We start from the raw sequence: 20,254 nt of genomic DNA on the forward strand, positions 1-20,254 counted from the left end.
AAGAGTGACTATACTAAAATAGCATCAACAAAAATTTACAATTAACATCATTTTGACAAACAATAGACCTACTGTTATCAGGTCATTAACCAGACTAATAAACTACCTATCTAGACATTAGATAGTGGCGACAACCTAAAATTTCAACTCTGACGATAAAATCAGCAACTAACCATTAAGTGTGATATAGGTCACACATACATCAAGATTTTCGCTTATGATGTCAAATATCTGATCTAGGTTCATACTTTTAAAGTAAAGCAGCTTATGATCGTGACACCAAGCGAAGTTCACACGCTTCTATAATAATTTAATTGTTAGCAACACAGTTTTTCATATTTATTCATCTTGGTATAAAAAAGAAGGTTTACATGTCAAATAACATCCGTATCGAAGAAGACTTATTAGGAACACGTGAAGTGCCAGCTGAAGCTTACTATGGTGTGCATACTTTACGCGCCATTGAAAACTTTTATATCAGCAACAGCAAAATCAGTGATATCCCAGAGTTTGTTCGCGGCATGGTTATGGTTAAGAAAGCCGCAGCAATGGCCAACAAGGAATTAAAAACGATTCCTCGTACTATTGCAGATACCATCATTCAGGCTTGTGATGAAGTTCTGAAAAACGGCAAATGCATGGACCAGTTCCCTGTAGACGTTTATCAGGGTGGTGCCGGTACTTCTGTGAATATGAATACCAATGAAGTTATCGCTAACATCGGTCTGGAGCTGATGGGTCACCAAAAAGGTGAGTATCAGTATCTGAATCCAAACGACCACGTTAATAAATGCCAATCAACCAACGATGCTTACCCAAGTGGTTTCCGTATTGCGGTTTATGCGTCACTGCTAAAACTGGTTGATTCAATTGAAGTACTGCGTGCTGGTTTCGACCGTAAATCCGTTGAGTTTAAAGACGTATTAAAAATGGGCCGTACTCAGTTACAAGACGCGGTTCCAATGACTTTAGGTCAAGAGTTCCATGCTTACAGCATCCTGCTGAAAGAAGAAGTTAAGAGCATCATGCGTACAGCAGAGTTACTGCTTGAAGTAAACCTGGGCGCAACGGCTATCGGTACTGGTCTGAATACACCAAAAGAGTACTCACCGCTGGTAGTACAGAAGCTGGCTGAAGTATCTGGCTTCCCATGCGTTCTGGCTGAAGACTTAATCGAAGCAACTTCTGACTGTGGTGCTTACGTGATGGTTCACGGCGCATTAAAACGTCTTGCCGTTAAAATGTCTAAAATCTGTAATGACCTTCGTTTACTTTCTTCAGGCCCGCGTGCTGGTCTAAACGAAATTAACTTACCTGAGTTACAGGCTGGTTCTTCTATCATGCCAGCTAAAGTAAACCCGGTAATCCCAGAAGTTGTTAACCAAGTCTGCTTTAAAGTTATTGGTAACGATATCTGCGTCACCATGGCTGCAGAAGCAGGTCAGTTACAATTGAACGTTATGGAGCCAGTTATTGGTGAAGCAATGTTCGAGTCAATCCACATTCTGTCAAATGCATGTCGCAACCTGGTTGAGAAATGTGTTGATGGCATCACTGCAAATAAAGAAGTTTGCGAAGCTTACGTATTTGGCTCAATCGGTATCGTCACCTATCTGAACCCATTCATTGGCCACCATAACGGTGACATCGTTGGTAAGATTTGTGCAGAAACCGGTAAAACCGTACGCGAAGTCGTCCTTGAGCGCGGCCTTCTGACTGAAGCAGAGCTGGATGATATCTTCTCCATCCAAAACTTGATGCATCCAGAATATAAAGCAAAACGTTACGAAGACTGATAACAAGTAACTTAGCTGACAAATAGCTAATTCAATAAACGAAGGCATGTTATCTATAAAAAGTTACATGCCTTTTTAATACCTACGGTACTTGTTACTAACTCATTTGTGTTATGGGTTATTTTTATAACACGATAAAAATCAAGGAAACTATCTATGTTAGCTGTACAATTTGTTATTGTCCTGCTGGCCATTTACCTCGGCGCGAGGCTAGGTGGTATCGCCATCGGCTTTGCCGGTGGATTTGGCGTACTGGTACTCACATTAGTTTGCCAAATCAACCCGGGTAAAATTCCATTCGATGTTCTGCAAATCATCATGTCGGTTATTGCAGCCATCGCAGCGATGCAGGTCGCTGGTGGTATGGATTATCTGGTTAGTCTGGCAGAAAAACTTCTACGTAAAAATCCTAAATACATCACTTTCCTTGCACCGGTCGTGACCTACTTCATGACTATCTTTGCAGGAACCGGTCATACCGCATTCTCTACCATGCCGGTTATTGCTGAAGTTGCTAAGGGTCAAGGCATTCGTCCTTCACGTCCGCTATCAATTGCGGTTGTTGCTTCTCAAATCGCAATTACAGCCTCACCAATCTCTGCCGCGGTCGTATTTACAGCCGGTCTGTTAGAGCCGGTTGGCGTGAGCTATCTGATGCTGTTAGCCATCTGTATTCCGACAACCTTCGTTGCCGTTATGCTGACATCGATTATCTCCAACTTCTTGGGCTGTGAGTTAAAAGACGATCCGGTATATAAAGACCGCTTAGCTAAAGGCCTAGTCAGTAGCGCTGTCGCTGAGAAAATTGTTATTAAGCCGGGCGCTAAGTTATCGGTGCTACTGTTCCTGATCGGTATCGTGGCGGTTATGCTTTACGCAACGGCTATCAGTAAATCTGTTGGCTTGATTGCAAACCCAATCCTTGGCCGTGATGACGCTATCGTTGTGTTTATGCTGACCATCGCTACCATGATTTGTGTACTGTGCAAAATCAACACTGGCGACATCCTGAATGCAGGTACGTTTAAATCGGGTATGAGTGCCTGTATTTGCGTACTGGGCGTTGCATGGTTGGGCGATACGTTTGTTCAAGCTCACATCAATGAAATCAAAGAAGTGTCAGGTAGCCTGCTACAAGAACACTCTTGGTTATTAGCCATTATCCTGTTCTTTGCTGCGACGCTGCTGTATTCACAAGCAGCGACGGCTAAAGCACTGTTACCAGCGGCACTGGCTATCGGCGTAAGCCCGGTCGGCATCGTGGCTTCATTTGCTGCGGTTTCAGCACTGTTCGTTCTTCCTACTTACCCAACGCTGATTGCTGCGGTTCAGATGGATGACACCGGCTCTACCCGTATTGGTAAATATGTTTTCAACCATCCGTTCTTAATTCCTGGCGTAGTGGCGATTGCCCTGTCGGTTCTGTTCGGATTTATTGTTGGTAATATCGTTATCTAGTCGCTGTTGTCTGGCCCAAGGATTGTCCCTTGGGCCAGACACTGTATAAACGTTTTAACATTTTTTCTAGCTCAATCCATGATGCCCCGTTCGCGATAATTCACAGTGCAACCTCTCTCTTAATTTGATTTTTCGGTCATCCTTTTTGGTATTGGTGAACCTCTCTTTAATCGACTTCTTCCCCGTTGTTTTCACCCTTACTGACAAACGTTCGGCCAACCAGTATAGTGTTTTTCTGAATTCTGTATGTTTGCTCCACAACGAGGTAAGCATTATGACACCAGTAAATCCCGACGGTCACAGTTCCAATGCAGTTATTGTTCTCTGTACGGCACCGGATGAGGCCAGCGCTCAAGAGCTGGCGACGCTAGTTTTGGGTGAAAAGCTGGCGGCTTGTGTCACTTTACTTCCCGGCGCGACCTCGCTCTATTATTGGCAGGGCAAGCTGGCGCAAGAATACGAAGTCCAGATGTTGTTTAAAACCAACAGACAACGTCAGGACGAACTACTCTCGATGCTAAAACAGCATCATCCTTATGAATTACCGGAACTGCTGGCTTTACCCATAAGCGGCGGCAATAAAGAATACTTATCATGGCTCGACACATCTCTAAGCTAATTGTCTGTCTCTGGCTTTCCCTGTTTTTCGCCTCTTTTGGCGCACAGGCATCGCTATTTGGCAACTCAGCGCCTTCGACCGGGAAATTTACCAGCGTCGATCGGGCCTTTGTCTTTGATTTTAGCCAGAACAACCATCTGCTTACCTTGAAGTGGGAAATAGCACCCGGTTACTATCTGTATCAGCATCAAATGAAAATCGTCGCCGAGCATGCTGAACTGGCAGATTTCACGCTGCCGGCAGGTACAAAACACCATGATGAATTCTACGGCGATACCTTTATTTATACTCAGGCACTGTCAATTCCTCTGACGCTTAAGCAAGTCAACGATGATGCAATGGTGATTGTCACCTATCAGGGCTGTGCCGAAGCCGGGTTCTGCTATCCGCCGGAAACCCGTAAGATTCCGCTCAGTGCGATAAGTACTCAGACCGCACAAACGCCAGAAGCACCGGTAAACCATGTTGCCGAGCAAAGTACGACCAAGAGTGAAAGCCCGCAGCAAGAGCCAACATCGTTACCGTTCTCGCCGTTATGGGCATTAGCCATTGGTATTCTGGCCGCCGTTACTCCTTGCGTTCTGCCGATGTATCCGTTGATTTCCGGTATTATTCTGGGCGGTAAGCAAACTTACACCCTTAAACGGACCTTCTTCTTAGCCTTTATGTACGTTCAGGGAATGGCAGTGACCTATACCGCATTAGGTATGGTCGTGGCGGCGGCCGGTATGCAGTTTCAGGCTTACTTCCAGCATCCGGTCGTTCTTATCGGCCTATCGGTACTGTTTATTCTTTTAGCCCTGTCGATGTTCGGCGTGTATACCTTACAGCTCCCCTCCTCCATGCAAACCCGGCTGACACAGTGGAGTAATAACCAGCAAGGCGGTTCACCGACCGGTGTGTTTGTGATGGGTGCTCTGGCGGGACTCATCAGTTCACCTTGCACCACTGCGCCGTTAACCGCCATTTTGCTGTATATCGCACAAAGCGGTAATCTGCTGGCCGGTGGCGGCACGCTGTATCTGTATGCCTTAGGTATGGGTATTCCACTGATTTTAGTCACGCTGTTTGGTAATAAAATACTCCCGCGCAGTGGCCCGTGGATGCAGTTTGTTAAAGAAGGCTTCGGCTTTATTATTCTGGCCCTGCCGGTGATTCTGTTAGGCCGCCTGTATGGCGAGCTGTGGGAACTGCGCATGTGGTCTGCCTTGGGCCTGGCTTTCTTCGGATGGGCGTTTATCGTCAGTTTGAGGGGCTCACAGGGATGGGTTCGCTGGCTGCAACTAATCTTGTTAGCGGCCGCATTGATTGTTAGCCGCCCATTGCAAGATTGGGTATTTGGCACCCCGGCTGCACATTTTCAATCGGTTGAGCATACCGCATTCGGCGCTATCAGCAGCAATGATGACCTTAGCCGGGCCTTAACACAGGCAAAAGGTAAAACGGTGATGTTGGATCTGTATGCCGATTGGTGCGTAACCTGTAAAGAGTTTGAGAAATACACCTTCAGTAATCAGACGGTAAAAGAGGCCCTTTCCGGCTCCGTTTTGCTTCAGGCTGACGTGACCGCCAACAACGACCAACATATTGCATTACTCAAGCACCTGAACGTTCTCGGCCTGCCGACAATTATATTTTTTGATAAAAACGGCAAAGAGCTGACTGACCTGCGAGTGACCGGTTTTATGAACGCAAAAGAGTTTGTAGATCATCTGGAAAGGGTCAGAAAACGCAGCGAAGCCGCGGGTTAATATTGGCGTCAGAATGTTGATTATTTAGACGAATAAAACAATTTAGTGCGAAAAATCGGCGATCGACATCAATTTAAAGCAGGAATGCCAGAAAGCCATTGACGACAACGCGGATATCCGGTTTAATGCGCCCCGTTGCCCGGATAGCTCAGTCGGTAGAGCAGGGGATTGAAAATCCCCGTGTCCTTGGTTCGATTCCGAGTCCGGGCACCATCATTTAGAACCCTCGCTTCGGCGGGGGTTTTTGCTTTATAACTCAAAAACTTGTTGGTTTATCAGTAGTTATCTTTCATGAAGTGCCACCGGCATCACACCGAGGTGGTACATAATGGTGGTACATTATGTCTACTATGATACAACCAAAAAAGAATTCTCACGGCGTCTATACACTCCGTAAAGTTGTTCCTGCTGACCTTAAAAGTATTCTCGGTGGGGAAATCAAACGTACCCTCGATACCAAAGTGTTGTCGGTGGCAAAACGTTGTGCTCCAGCCAAAATCGCTGAAATTGAGAGTATTATCCAAGACGCCCGAAGGCAACTCACTGCGGAACAGGCCATCACCCAGAACGATATTGATGCCATTGTTGAGAACTGGACTATTTCCATACTCTCACAAGAAGACCTTATCCGTGACCGCTACACCTATGTAGAGCCCATCGACCAATCTCGTGACCATTCGGTTGATAACGGTTATCTTCAAGACCAACTGGAAGAAGGCCAGCGTAGGGAGTGTCATCAGCAGCCAAAAATCCTCATGCTAATGCAACATGAAATTGAGGAAGCCTTACAGTTAACGCCGCTAGATTGCCCTCTGACGGACAATTGGCGATATGAATTAGCGTGGGGACTGGCCTTACGGAGGAATGACCTCACCAATAACTACCTGAACTATCGCCGTCCCAAAGCGCTGGAGAAAAAGAAAGGGTTGGACAAGCTACAGAAGAAACTTCAAGACTCAAGCGCTGAGCCATCGACCTCGACCAAGCCCCGCTTTTCCGCTGTCTTTACGCAATACCAAGAACAGCTACGTCGAGAATCTCCTGACCGGGCAGATAACCGTATCATTGAGTATACGACATCGGTTAATCGATTTATTGAGTTACACGGCGACTTACCCATCGATGACTATGAAAATATTCATATCGCTGAATTCAGAAACATCATGGCGCAGATGCCGCTTCACCCTGACAAAGCCACTCGTCAGTTACCGTTAGAACAACAAATATTGGTTCCGGGTCGGAAAATTAGCCCTGCCCGCGTTAGAAATATTCTGAATGGGTTATCCGCTATCTTCCAGTCTGCGGTAGTGAACTGCATTATCAAAGAGAATGTGGTCAGGACTACGCCGAAAACACGGATGGAACCCAAAGCAGCGACTAACCGGGATTTCACCGAACAAGAAATCCAACGGATATTCAGTAGCCCCGCATTTCAGACAAAGCCGACGACAACGGATGACGCCATGCTCTACTGGGTTCCGATTATTCTTTACTACATTGGCGCTCGCGTGGAAGAAATATGCCAATTGCAACGTGAAGATATTGTGTTAGATCCACTGCCCTGCATCCATATTCGCTCAGGTGAAGGCCGGTCGTTAAAGAATGCACAATCAGCCCGGATGGTTCCTATTCATAGCCATATCATCGAGCTGGGTTTCCTTGAGTTTGTTGCACAATGCACAACCCCTCAGCTGTTCCCCGTTTCTCGCAGCAGCCGGGGGAAACTGTCTTATCTCTTTTCCCGCCGGTTTAGCATCTATATTAAAGAGGTCTGTGGTATCACCCGAGACGGCATCAAGCCAACCCACAGCTTTCGACATACCTTTGCCACCCAGTGCCGTCGCCTGCGTATCCGAGAAGATATCCAGTATGCGATTACCGGCCATACACAAAGCGGCGTCGGTAGAAACTATGGCAGCTATCCGCCGGATATGATGAAGGACGACATTGAGTTAATACCGAGGTTGAACCTTAAAAAGGTGATCTAAGTCAAGGTTTGCTCATTTAATTAAAACGGCTAAAAATACCCCGATTGGAAATAAGTTTGATGGTGTACACCTTATTTCAAATTCGGGGTTTTTCTTATTTTTTTCAGTGCAATATACCCTATTCCTTCGTTCGATTTTATTTGCTATAACATGTTCAGGACATTCTCTATGTCGTCCTAATAAAGCAACAGAGGGCTACGGCCTGATGTACAGAGGACTTCGGTCCAGAGAGGTTGTGCTAACCACATTTACGTGGATATCTGAGCCTTAGGGGCGCCACTCCCATGACTACGTGGCAGGAGTTCATTTCATATGAACAACCCTATCTATAAATATAACTTCGATGAAGTTAACGCAACGTACTCCATAGCAGACGTTTTTACCAAACTGACGGACATTAATACCCAACCCTGTGGGGATAACGTCTTAGAACCTGAAGACGAGACTTGCCCACTCTGCGGCCATCTCAACTGCTTTCGGTTCTATATTGATTCAAACAGAGCCTATTGTTTTTCCTGCTGTGAGTCGCTGTCGGTACTCGACCTTACCCATAAACTCGGTGACTACATGGATGTGCATGAAGCTGCGCGAGCGCTGGGTGATGGCAACCTAGTCTCTGCCACTCTAGAACGCCAATCGAGTCCATCAGAGCCGGTCGATGTCGTTGAAGATAACCGCGATATACCCTTAATCGCGTCTATCTTTCAGTATATCGCTCAACATTGCCACCAGCGCTTACTGGATAACCCCGACGCCATGACCTACCAAACTGAAAAACGAGGCCATCGTGAAGAGACGTTACGGGCTAAGCTTATCGGTTATACCGATGGTAAGCTGTATCAGGCGCTAAAGGATAAGTATCCCCAAGAGGTGCTGTTGTCCACGGGTATGTTTCGCCTAGATGCAAACGGCCAACTTCGGGACTTTGCCCCGTCCGGTATCTATGTTTACCCCCACGAGATACTGACTCAAGACCCTGAGCAATCGCCCATCCCTATCATTGGGCGATTTACCTTCAAAGACCCGAATAAGCGCTGGTGTTATCAACAACCCAAAAAGTGCTGGTTGCCCGATGCTGCGCTATTTTACAATATGAATAGTCTGAATCGCCTCGGAGATATTGCTATCGTCGAGGGTGAAAACGATTTACTCAGCCTAGAAGAAGCTAGTTACCTTGGGTCGATACTGTCAACCAACGGTTCAATCAGTCATCAACAAATCGCTGAAATCACCACCTTGGCGGAAACCCGACGCGTTATCACCTTCTTCGACAACGATGATGCCGGAGACAAATACCGCCATAAACTGCCCTGCGCCACTCACTACGTTGTTCCCGAGCGTGGGAGTGATATCGATGCCCACTTACAACACGGTGGCTCTCTGGAGGCGCTGATGCAGACTCCTACCATGGTGACCGTAGTCGATAGTGGTGCTGAAGCGGTCTTTACCCCGCAAGTGGAAGTCATTGAGCCCAAAACTAAAGGGGCCTGCGGTGACGAAGGGTTCAACGATATTGGTAATGCTAACGCCTTCTGTCGAATGCATGGAGATAACCTGTGCTACTTAGCAGAAAGTGCCGAGTTTATGCACTTTACCAACCAGAAATGGACTCCCGCAAGGATGCAAATATGGGAATATGCCAAACAGGTTGCACAGGCTCAGTTGGGCGTTGCTGGTGAACTCTATGCGGACGCCAATAACGAGAAGGATAAAGCTAAGGCTGATACGCTAAGGCTTCAAGCCAAGGAAGTCATGAGCCATGCAGGCAAGCTTCATTCCCTGCCAAAACTGAAAGCAATGATTGAATTGGCTAAACCTAAGCAGGAAGTCTCATCCACCGTATTCAACAGCAATACGATGTTGTTTGCTGTCGATAATGGCGTTATTGACCTCAACTCTGGGTGCTGCCGGGAGAACCGGCGTCGGGATTACATCAGTCTCTACTCGCCGGTACAGTATGACCCTCTGGCGGTCTGTCCAACATGGGAAAAGTTCATCGCCGATATCATGTTGGGTGATACTGAGATGATTGATTTCCTCCAGCGCATGGCGGGGTACTTTATTACTGGCCGTGTGGATGAGCAGTTGCTGTTTTTCTTCTACGGTCATGGCAGTAACGGTAAATCGACCTTTATTAACGTCATGCAGAACCTGACAGGGCCTTATTCCACGCAGCTTAACAGCGATGCGTTAATGGCTAACCGTTATGGTAGTAGTGGAGGCCCCAATGCATCGATTGCCAAGCTCAATGGTAAACGATTGGTCGTCAGCAATGAGCTCCCCGAGAACGGGCGCTTCGATGAAGTCATGCTTAAGTCTGCGACCGGAGGCGATACGCTTGTTGCCAGACCAGTTTACGGTAAGCAGGAAATCGAGTTTATGGCTCAGTTCTCGCTGGTGATTATCGGTAACCACAAACCGGTTATCCATGATATGTCTCACGGGATGTGGCGTCGTATGTGCATGATACCCTTCGCTGCCCAGTTCACCGCTAACCAGATTGACCCGACGCTGCCGGACAAACTCAAGGCAGAGTTGCCGGGCATTCTCAACTGGGTCATCAGAGGCGTACAACTGTGGCAGCAGCGCCCCCTGAAGGCGAACTTGCCTCAGTTTATTCAGGATGCTAACGCAGAATACCGTGCAGAAAGCGACCTGCTGGGTGAATTCCTGACTGAATGCTGTGTGATTAACACTAATGGAAACGGCTTCACGGCGACTGCCGACCTCTACCCTGCCTTCAAAGCCTACGCTAATGAAGGTAATGAGTGGACAATGACCCAGAGAACGTTAACGAAAAAACTTCTGGAACGTGGACTGGAGAAAACGCGGTATCAAAACAAGTATGGATTTAAAGGCATTACCCTGATAGACCGCGAGCTCTCAGTGGTCCCTGAGGGAACCTTCAGCCACAATATCAGTTATTACAACCGTAACCAACGCTAGCCTATAACCAATAGGCCAGACCAAAGGGGTAAGCTCAGCCGGGCCTACCCCTTTTCTTTGGCTCCTGCTGTACTTCACCAAAACCTCAACCTGTTAGTTAGTTAATCAATATGGCTCAGACACAGGTGCAGGCATTCACAATTAGGGGTAAAGGATGACCTAGAATAGGACCACGACCGATACTAGCAGCATGAGCACGGTTACCTTCATCGCCTCTCCTGATGGCTTACACGCACAATGCCAGCACCTGAGCCAATTCTGCCAGAACATGCCACTTAGGATTAAACCCTGTTTTACAAATAATGCAGTGACATCAACCCTGATTGACAATCTGGGTTCTGAATCTGCCAGTTTGAAGCGATATAAGTAAAACTTTTACTATGAATATTTCCGTAGGAAGTTTTCTAAAAAAGGGGTCTAAAGTGGCAGCCTTAGGTGAGATTTTCCTTTTTAACCGTGCCCTGCAAGGCTTTTTCTGAAAACAGCACTGAGTTTGTTTTGGCAGATTTGGCATCCAAACTGGCAGGCGGGCAATATCTAATAGGTAGAGGCGTCGGAATCGTCAGCGGGAACAGGAACAGGAACAAGAGCGGCAGCCTCACCCCCAAGCAGAAACGGGTTTTATCTCTCTTATACCCGACGAGAGAACACAAAATGAAAGACCTTGAGAACCATCCTGTTGTTACTGGCGGATTTTCTCTTCTGCTTTCTGCTTTAACTGTATCTAGCTGGGTATCTTCAATAAATCATCATCCATAAAAACGCAATGCTATCAGTATGTAACAGGGATACTGTCATTTATACCAGCTAGACGTCTTCCCTTTATTCTGGTGTTATAACTAAAAATTCCGTCTTTATTTTCTTACCTTTATCGAAAGCAGGCTGGTTGCTGTCGGTTTAATAACAATAATAATGAATTCCTAAGGTTTAACCGTTATGGATAACTTCGGTAGCGTGTACCACACGGCCAATAATGTAAACAATCAGGCGCCACGCAAACAGTTTACGGCAACAGATAAAGAGCAGTTATATACAGACGTGATTGAAGGCTTTACGCACTGTCTGGACGGCTTCCAAGACTCACTGACAAAACAATTTATGCAAGCCGCCCGTAATACGCTACCTAATATGTTTTTCCCGCTCAATCTACTGGCTGCGGCGGTCAAACATATGCCTCTGGATGGCCCTCCCGGCTCAGGTAACTCCCCCGAACCTCGCGCATTGACTAACTCCGGTGTTGTCGCCATGTGCGAACGGACAAAGACCCGGATAATCCGCTACGGCTATGGCGGCTTTAGCGATGATATCAACAGTGACGATGCCTTTGTGCCGTTTCCCGATACCGCCTTTAAGCTTCTGGATGGGGCCGGTAAAGAAGTGTTCTCCGGCAAGTTTAATGCCAAGGGTGAATCTGAAGAATTTCAGAACGTCAGCGAAAGCGGTGAATACACCTTAATCATTAACCCGGATGTTAATAAAGAAGAGTATGAAGCCTGGCTGCAAGGCTATGCACCGGTAATGTCCACATTACTCACCTGGCTGAATGACACTTGGGCTGCCCCAAAGAATCAGGCTAGCTGGACCAGTTATCTGGCCCTGCCTGCGGAGGCTCAAGCAGCCCTTGAAGCTAAAGCCATGGGTGAAGGCGTGGCAACTGGCGCAGAGCACTTTGTCACCAGCATTTATGACATTGCCTCAGGCATTATGTCGTTAACCCCCGGCGCTATCATCTCCAACAAAATTCGGGATGTGGTGACTGAGCAGATGGACATGCCCAAAAGGCCAGAGAACGCCTTTGATAAGCTGTTAAAAATCGACATTACGCCGGAAGATTTAACCCGAACCAAAGAGACGCTGAAAAAACTGGGCACCAACGTTCAAGATGATGCCATGCTCTATCTCTATTTAGAAGCCTTGCTTGCCTGGCGATGCCTGCTACCGCCTAAAGAACGCGCCAATATTGACGGTCAGGTCTTTTTTGAGGTTCTGGCATTAGCGCTCAGCGGTGTGTTTACCGCCGGAGTGGGTGCGGCAGTGAAAGGGGCCAGTACCTTAGCCAAGCTGAGCGTCCCTTTTGTGCGTACCAGTATTGAAAGCCTGATAAAAACCACCCGTGCGGTGGCGGTGATGGCCGTGATGGCGAAAAGCGCCCGGACGCTCAATAAGACGCAAGTGGCTCTGAAGTTCGGTCCGTTTTCTTATCTCAGAGAGGGTAAAGCCATCATCGAGGTTCGCCGTGGTTATGCCCCTTACACAGACCTTAGGGTATTAACGGCAAAACCAAAACCCCCAGCATCATTGCATAATGAACCAACAGGGATCCCCGCAGGGTCTCATCCCACCACCGGCGACCCGATATCCATGATTAACGGTGAAGAGTTGCTGGCGTTAGACGATATCGTTTTACCGGGATTGTTGCCGTTTACTTTTTCCCGCCTTTATCGCACCTCCCGAGTATCCCGAGATTGTGGATTAGGCGATGGTTGGTCACATTCACTCGACCACCATATGCGCTTTGAGGATGATAATGACCTCGCCTACTGGATGGATAACGAAGGCCGGATTATTACCTTGCCGCTGCCCACGAAAGTCATGCCGTTTGTGGATAATCCGGTAGCCGGGGGTGAGCTGTATTTGGGCCATAATGGTCAGTATATTGCCCGTTCAACCGGAAGCCCACTGACCTACTACTTCACCCGTGAAGCGCACCGTGGCCGGCTCGTCGCTATCAAAGACCGCTATCAGAATACCTTAACCTTGCACTATAACGCTCAGGGACAACTGGTGCGTCTGTCACCGGAATCACTCAATGGCCCCGCCCTGCTGCTGAGCTGGCAAGATGACCACATCACAGAAGTTGCCTTTGCTCGCTATAGCCCAAAAGAGGCTAACTGGCAGGCTATTGCTCCGGGCATGACCTATGGCTATAGCCCTGAACGCCAACTGATTAGCGCGGAGAATGCCGCTAAAGAGACTGAGCGCTACACCTACGATAATCAAAATGTCATTCTTTCTCGTGAACTCGCTGGTGGTACCACATTCTATTGGGAGTGGGAAGATGAGGGCGAAAAGGTCCGCTGTATCCGTCATTGGGGTAACTTTAATCAGCTAGACGTTCGCTACCAATGGGATATCGATAACGGTCTCGGCACGTTAATCAATCAGGATGGGACCAAAGAGATTTATCAGCATGGTGAGAAGTCGCTGCTGCTGGCTAAAATCACGCCGGACGGGGCGCGGGTTGACTATCAGTACAACGATGACGGTAAGAAGATTGCTGAATCTGATGCCTTAGGTCATATCACCCGCTATGACTACGACCAACAGGGTAATCTGGAGACCATTATTTATCCGGATGAGCGGGTGGTTTATTTCAGCTATCAGCGGGGACTGGTTGATAGCGTTCGTGACGGCGATAAGCTCTGGCAGTATGTGCATAACGCCGTCGGTGACATGACCCAATCGGTCAATCCGCTGGGTCAGTCAACCCGTTATGTCTACAACGAACGCGGGCAGAAAACAGAAGCAACCTATCCTGATGGTATACGTCAACGTTGGGTATGGGGTGATGACGGTGAGCTGTTAGAAGAGAATTTGTCTGACGGTCGGCTACGCCGCTATACCTACGATAACCTGCTGCGCATTGTTGAGCAGCGTGATGAACTTAACCGCACGACCGCTTACCAGTATGACCCGTTGGGGCGATTATCCGTTATCACTTTCCCGGATAGCCGTACCCGTGAATATCAGTACAATCCTTACGGCAAAGTGACCCGACTGAAGGATGAAGCCGGTCGTATCACCACTTACGACTATGATGCTCCCCTGCACCTGCTGACCAAGAAAACCCTGCCTGATGGTCAGAGCCTGCAATACCGTTACGATAACCTTCACCTTCAGGTGAGTGAAATCGAGAACCAGAAAGGTGAAGTCTACCGTATCGGTTACACCCCTACCGGCCTGATAAACGAAGAAATCGGCTTTGATAATGTTAAAACCACTTACGCCTATGACCTGAACGGTAAGCTGCTTGAGAAAAAAGAATTTGGTAACCAGCACGATGAGAAACCGCTGATTACCCGCTATATCCGTGACACCGTGGGGCGCCTGATGAGCCGTATTCTGCCGGACGGTAGCGAAGAAAAGTATCAGTACGATAACCACGGCCGCCTGTCGATGATTCAGGCGGGTAAAGAGGTACTGGCATGGGAATACAACCGGGCAGACCAGTTAACCGCTGAGCATCAGAACTGGGCCACGCTGAGGCATTATTACAGCAAACAGACTGGCTTACTTACCGGTACTAAGCTGCCGGATGGTCAGAAGATAGGTTACCACCATATTGACGGCCAACTCCGGGGCATAACGCTGGATGACAATCCGATAGCGGCCTTTAGTTATGATAACAGCGGCCGTGAGCGCGAACGCCGTCAGGGCAACGGTCTGATTAATCGTTTTCAGTACGATGAAATGGGCCGACTATCCCGCCATTACCTGCGTGAAGGCATGGGGTTTGATGACAACCCACAGACCCTGTGGCAACAGGATTACCAATATCAGTCAGATGGTGAACTGGCGAAAATCGTCGGCAATAACGCCAGAGACTATCGCTATGATGAAGTCGGTCAACTGACATCAGCAGGCTATCCTGAGGCCAACAAAGACCATCACCATGCCCACCACGTTGAGACCTTTAAGTACGACGTAGCCGGTAACCGCATCTCCGACGATAACAGTGCCACCGGCAACCGACTGGCCTTCTTTGGTGACCGCCACTTTGAGTATGACCGGTTTGGTAATCTGATTGCTGAGCGCCGAGGCACCGCCTATAAACTTCTCACGACCTATGAATACGACTGCCGCCACCGGTTGATTAAACATGTTTCACCCAATGGTCGAGTATCCACCTATACCTATGACACATTTAACCGCCGGACCAGTAAAACCGTTGACGGTAAGAAAATTGAGTTTATCTGGCAGGGTAACAAGCTCATCGCTGAGTGCTCCGATAAAGACACCGTCTGGCGTAGCTACCTGTATGAGCCCGACAACTTCCGCCCTCTTGCTCTGGTGGAAGGCAATGCCAAGAAAAACCAGAAGATTGAAACCTACTGGTATCAGAATGACCATCTGGGTACACCGCATAGCCTGACTGACAGTCTGGGTAATCTGGTGTATAGCTGTAGTTATAATGCTTATGGAAAACTACAGGAAGAAACCCAACATCGACAGGAAGAGTTTGGCATCAGGGTTGAGACTAATTTACGGTTTCAGGGACAGTACTGGGATGAAGAGACGGGGCTTCATTACAACTTCAACCGGTATTATGATCCAGCATTGGGACGGTATTTGACGCAGGACCCGATTAAGCTGGGTGGTGGGTTGAATGGGTATCAGTATGTAGATGGAAATCCAGTTTCTTGGGTAGATCCGCTGGGGTTATTTAGACAAGATGGCACTGGATTTGGGAATGCAACAGTCAATTCTAGTTCGCCATCCTTACCTAAAACATCCTCTTCGATGGAAGATATACTGGCTACAGGGAAATTACCGGGTGATACAGGAGTAGTGATTACAGACCAGTCAGTGTCGTATGCCGATTTATATAAGCTTAGTACTAATAATGAGTCAGGTATGGCAAAGGAAATCCTGCTAGTTCGGCAAGAGATTGACGGTCAAATGAAGTATGTTATTTATTCGGGAGGTACAAGAAAAGTAGGGGTCCCTAAAAGGAGCAGACCGGTTGCTCATACGCACCCGACAGAGGACATTTATCAGAAATGGCCTTCACCTGGTGATATGGAAACAATAAATAAATATTATGATAGGCAGTTAGATCTTAAACCAAATCACAAAGCACAGCCGCATTCAATTATTTGGGGAAAAGAACCAGGAGAAACAACAACTATTTATCCTGGCCCAAATAAAACCCCCTTACCACCAAGAAGAGAAAAACCAAGACATCCGAAAAGGAGTGAATATTGATGAGTAGAGCAACAGTAAAAACTTTTACAGATGAAGAAATCATAGAAAACCTTACTCATGAGGGGAAAAATATTGATGATTACTACCTAGAGGAGACACTCTCTGGTAATCTCTCCATATCAGCCTGTTTCAATGGGCAGGATTTTGATTTTTTTTGGGAAGATGAACAGTTGCGTTTGGCTGTATTGGCGTTTTTAAAAAAACGAGGGGCTCGCATCGTACCTTATAAGGATTAAAGGCAGGTGTTTGGACCAACGATAATATGCAGAAGTTAGTGATTTTACCCTTAGAGGCTTCTAAAAATGGAAAATAAAGAAATGACTGTCGAAAGAGACGCTGATGGCAATCTTCTGATAAGAAATACAGAACATGGCGACCTTATTATTACTTCATATGACATTATGCCTAATAATTACCATGATCTTTGCCAGATGGAAAAAAGTGAAAACGTAAAAATCAGACTATTCAACATAAGATCTAAAAACTTCAAAGAACTATTTTCATTAGAATTAAGCATAAAGAATGACACTACCCACGAGGCATTCCTTTTAGTTAAAAACGGTTGGATTCCATGTAGTTACATGAAGAGGAATACTTTACTCCTAGTTGACAGGAATGTTATATCGAAATTAAAGCATAGGTATTTTTTAAATGAAAAAAAAGGCCCTGTAGAACTCGATTATTTTGATAGTATTTTCTTAAGTGAGAATGATTTAACAATAGATTTAACTTCTTGGGTCTTAGAAGCTAATGAAAAGCAAATCCCCTCTACTGATAGTATGGATAGTCAACTGAAGCATGCAAGAGAAATTATAAAACTCGCTTTGCCAAACATAAAAATTGCAGAATATCCAGAAGGCAATAAATATTATCATAAAATTGCCAACTCCATAAGAAATAGTCTTGAACAAAGAATGAACTTCCTGTTTAAAGCAGCCCCACTTATAAATCGTCAGTTCACAAGTAAAACCAGAAGCATTATTGTGCATGAGATTTTTAAACTGGCAGATGAGTGTACGCTAACACGTTGTGATATTGCTGTAATTTTGGTTTTCTTGAGAATTAATATGGCTGGTAAAAAAAGTTCAGCCCAGAAAGTAATTAAAGATTCTCAGGAATATACTCTAGAAAATGCTTATAATACCGCCTGTGATCTGGGCGTTATTGAATGGTTAATCAATCTGATAAGAAAACATGAAACGGAAAAGTCTAATTTTAACATTGCATTTATGACTCAAGACAAAGGACTTGCAGAACTAGGTGCGCTAATTCTGAATCAGGAAGAACTCAGTACAGATGGTCATAAAATTTCAGCAACAATCTCATTCCCAATGGATATTTTTTCTGACAGCCTTGAGACATTAGATTTAGTTAAAAAGTATCTATCATAAGATGTATATTCTTATTTGAATTGTTCGATAGTAATAGTTCCTCTGGTTGGTATTTATAAATATATTGCCTTTGTATTGATTAATCGGAAGGCCTTATAGCTTGCTAGAGGAACCATTCTAAATAATTTGTTGTAAGTAACAGTCGATGGTCCGCTTCTCGCCCTTAGCTGGCTGTCAAATTGAGCAACGACTAATAATGAAGTCCGTACGTTACCTGATATCACTTTGCATCTTGAAAGCTTTCAGGGAATTTGCGAGCATTCAAATCTGGGCATAGGACACACTTTTACATTATATGTGTTTTACCGCACTTAGGACTCAGTTGCATTTCGCCTCAAGCAACCACCGAATGCCAATTCTGCCAGAACATGCCACTTAGGATTATTCGCTGTTTTACAAATAATGCAGTGACATCAACCCTGATTGACAATCTGGGCTCTGAATCTGCCAGTTTGAAGCGATATAAGTAAAACTTTTACTATGAATATTTCCGTAGGAAGTTTTCTAAAAAAGGTATCTAAAGTGGCAGCCTTGAGAGTGATTTTCCTTTTTAACCGTGCCCTGCAAGGCTTTTTTAGAAAACAGCACCGAATGAGTTTTGGCAGATTTGGCATCCAAACTGGCAGACAGGCAGAAACCTGAGAGTACTGACCATAGGTCCACAGCCTGAGTGAAGATAAGCACCAAGCTTTACCTGTCCCCGTAATACCTAGTACCTAACCACAGGCTCTGGCTCTGGCCCACGCTCAGGCCCCTCCCTCGTCAATAATCCCCGTCGATATCGGTATAAGAAAAGTGAAACACACATCCTGATAACACGGAGAACCACGTTATGCCTACCGAAGACGACAACACCATCAACAAAGCCCGGGAGATACTCAGCCAGCGGCTGTATCACTCTCCGGCATTAACCCACACTGACGATACCGCAAGTTTCCTTGCCCTGAAGCTAGGCCAGAGAGAACAAGAGGTTTTTGCCATTATCCTGCTCAATAACCAGCATCAGGTTATTCAGTACCTCGAAGTCTTTACCGGCACCATTAACGAAACCAGTATTTACCCACGCGAAGTGGTCAAGCTGGCGCTTAAACACAATGCTGCCGCCACTATTCTCGCTCACAATCATCCCTCAGGACTGGCTGAACCCTCCGCTGCCGATAAGAACATCACCACCCGGTTACAACAGGCGCTGGCATTAGTGGATGTCACCGTGCTTGACCATGTTGTCGTCGGTGGTGGGAACACGGTGTCATTTGCCCAACGGGGGTGGCTGCTATGACCAAACCGAACCCATTAACCCTGACTTGTGACCTGCCTATCTTTATCCCCCTGATTAAGATCTTGTCAGGACGCATAAGACAGCATCCAAACGCTTTCAGCATCACCCTGAACTACCGCAGTCCAGACTATTCGGCTGAGTCCGGTGGATATCGTCCGGTTGAAATCCGGCTGGAGAAGCAACGGGATAAGACCGACGGCTGGACCATCTGTTATGTCACCGAGTTCTCTTATTACGGGCCACCGGGTTATCAAGAGCTAGACCGGGCCATTGACTTCGACTTCAGTACCGGAACCGGCTATCAAGCCCATTTGCCGCCTGAGCCCATCAGCCAATATGCCGCGCTGTTCTGTCTCTGGCAGCGTAACTTCAGCCGTTATCACGACTTGGGCATCTATCAATGTCAGGTCACGCTGGAGGAACAGGAGTAATGTCACCCCAACTTATCGCTCTACTCTGGGAAGCCTTTAAAGCCGCCCTATCAGCCTTCGCTGCCGTATTGGTTCAGGCGATGATGGCCCACTTCAATATGTTTATGTCCACGTCCATGTCCACTTCTGACTTTTCATCAGCATCAGATGAAACTTATTAATCCAAACCACAGGAAATACCGACAATGAATATCACTCTAAAACTTATCATGGCTGCAACGGCATTAATCGCTGTCGCTGGTGGCGTTATCTTTAACCACCTTAACGGTAACGATGACGGAGACAAAAGCGACTTAAATGAAAGTCACGATATGGCTATCCGTAATATTCCATCAGCAGATTCAGGGGCTAAGCAAGAACCGGATGCATTGCTCAATCAGTGAGATCCCCCTGCAACCATCCCGATTGTATAAATAACACCCTNCCACTTACTTACCACCACCTCATCAAAGGCTATCCACCACGGGTAGCCTTTATTGTTATTAACGCTTGGTACCACTCAATAGACCTTGGTTATTTGACCGGCTCGAATAACGCGGTTTTTACCGGTCAATAGAGTCGGTTTCACCCTTTTGACCAGTCTGTTCAGTATACCAAGCCCTATTGACCA

13 protein-coding genes and 1 tRNA gene are annotated in these 20,254 nt (G+C 46.6%); all 14 read left to right on the forward strand.

Annotated elements, in window-relative coordinates; all coding sequences use genetic code 11:
• Positions 1 to 371: 371 nt before the first annotated feature.
• Entirely contained in the window at positions 372 to 1,796 is a 1,425-nt protein-coding gene (gene aspA, locus YWE_RS0123770; RefSeq protein WP_029096686.1) for an aspartate ammonia-lyase, read from the forward strand.
• A gap of 156 nt (positions 1,797 to 1,952) precedes the next feature.
• Positions 1,953 to 3,254 carry an anaerobic C4-dicarboxylate transporter gene (locus YWE_RS0123775; protein ID WP_029096687.1) on the forward strand — a complete coding sequence of 434 codons (1,302 nt, stop codon included), beginning with the start codon at positions 1,953 to 1,955 and terminating at the stop codon, positions 3,252 to 3,254.
• A gap of 274 nt (positions 3,255 to 3,528) precedes the next feature.
• The gene (cutA, locus tag YWE_RS0123780; RefSeq protein WP_029096688.1) at positions 3,529 to 3,873 is read left to right on the forward strand and encodes a divalent cation tolerance protein CutA; all 345 of its coding nucleotides are present in this window, start codon (positions 3,529 to 3,531) and stop codon (positions 3,871 to 3,873) included.
• The gene (locus tag YWE_RS0123785) at positions 3,849 to 5,624 is read left to right on the forward strand and encodes a protein-disulfide reductase DsbD (protein WP_029096689.1); all 1,776 of its coding nucleotides are present in this window, start codon (positions 3,849 to 3,851) and stop codon (positions 5,622 to 5,624) included. Before cutA ends, YWE_RS0123785 begins: the two co-directional genes overlap by 25 nt.
• 137 nt (positions 5,625 to 5,761) lie before the next feature.
• Positions 5,762 to 5,837 (forward strand) — tRNA-Phe (locus tag YWE_RS0123790).
• Between the two features lie 128 nt (positions 5,838 to 5,965).
• Entirely contained in the window at positions 5,966 to 7,612 is a 1,647-nt protein-coding gene (locus tag YWE_RS0123795) for a site-specific integrase (RefSeq protein ID WP_029096690.1), read from the forward strand.
• Between the two features lie 312 nt (positions 7,613 to 7,924).
• On the forward strand, positions 7,925 to 10,558 hold the full coding sequence (locus tag YWE_RS28580; RefSeq protein WP_051323557.1) for a phage/plasmid primase, P4 family: 2,634 nt from the start codon (positions 7,925 to 7,927) through the stop codon (positions 10,556 to 10,558).
• 936 nt (positions 10,559 to 11,494) lie between these two features.
• Positions 11,495 to 16,543 carry an RHS repeat-associated core domain-containing protein gene (locus YWE_RS28585; protein ID WP_051323558.1) on the forward strand — a complete coding sequence of 1,683 codons (5,049 nt, stop codon included), beginning with the start codon at positions 11,495 to 11,497 and terminating at the stop codon, positions 16,541 to 16,543.
• The gene (locus tag YWE_RS0123810; protein WP_029096691.1) at positions 16,543 to 16,779 is read left to right on the forward strand and encodes a hypothetical protein; all 237 of its coding nucleotides are present in this window, start codon (positions 16,543 to 16,545) and stop codon (positions 16,777 to 16,779) included. Before YWE_RS28585 ends, YWE_RS0123810 begins: the two co-directional genes overlap by 1 nt.
• A gap of 66 nt (positions 16,780 to 16,845) precedes the next feature.
• Positions 16,846 to 17,934, forward strand: a complete 1,089-nt coding sequence (locus YWE_RS28590; protein ID WP_051323559.1) for a hypothetical protein — start codon at positions 16,846 to 16,848, stop codon at positions 17,932 to 17,934.
• Positions 17,935 to 18,766: 832 nt separating this feature from the next.
• The gene (gene radC, locus YWE_RS0123820) at positions 18,767 to 19,213 is read left to right on the forward strand and encodes a RadC family protein (RefSeq protein WP_029096692.1); all 447 of its coding nucleotides are present in this window, start codon (positions 18,767 to 18,769) and stop codon (positions 19,211 to 19,213) included.
• Entirely contained in the window at positions 19,210 to 19,644 is a 435-nt protein-coding gene (locus YWE_RS28595) for a DUF2787 family protein (RefSeq protein ID WP_051323560.1), read from the forward strand. The genes radC and YWE_RS28595 overlap by 4 nt, the downstream gene beginning before the upstream one ends.
• Positions 19,644 to 19,805, forward strand: a complete 162-nt coding sequence (locus YWE_RS31150; RefSeq protein ID WP_154661460.1) for a hypothetical protein — start codon at positions 19,644 to 19,646, stop codon at positions 19,803 to 19,805. Before YWE_RS28595 ends, YWE_RS31150 begins: the two co-directional genes overlap by 1 nt.
• A 24-nt stretch (positions 19,806 to 19,829) precedes the next feature.
• Positions 19,830 to 20,027: a hypothetical protein gene (locus tag YWE_RS0123835; protein WP_029096160.1), complete on the forward strand. Its 198-nt coding sequence runs from the start codon at positions 19,830 to 19,832 to the stop codon at positions 20,025 to 20,027.
• The last annotated feature ends 227 nt before the right edge of the window (positions 20,028 to 20,254 follow it).

Origin of the sequence: Budvicia aquatica DSM 5075 = ATCC 35567 (genome assembly GCF_000427805.1) — a bacterium.
Classification (GTDB): Bacteria; Pseudomonadota; Gammaproteobacteria; order Enterobacterales; family Enterobacteriaceae; genus Budvicia; species Budvicia aquatica.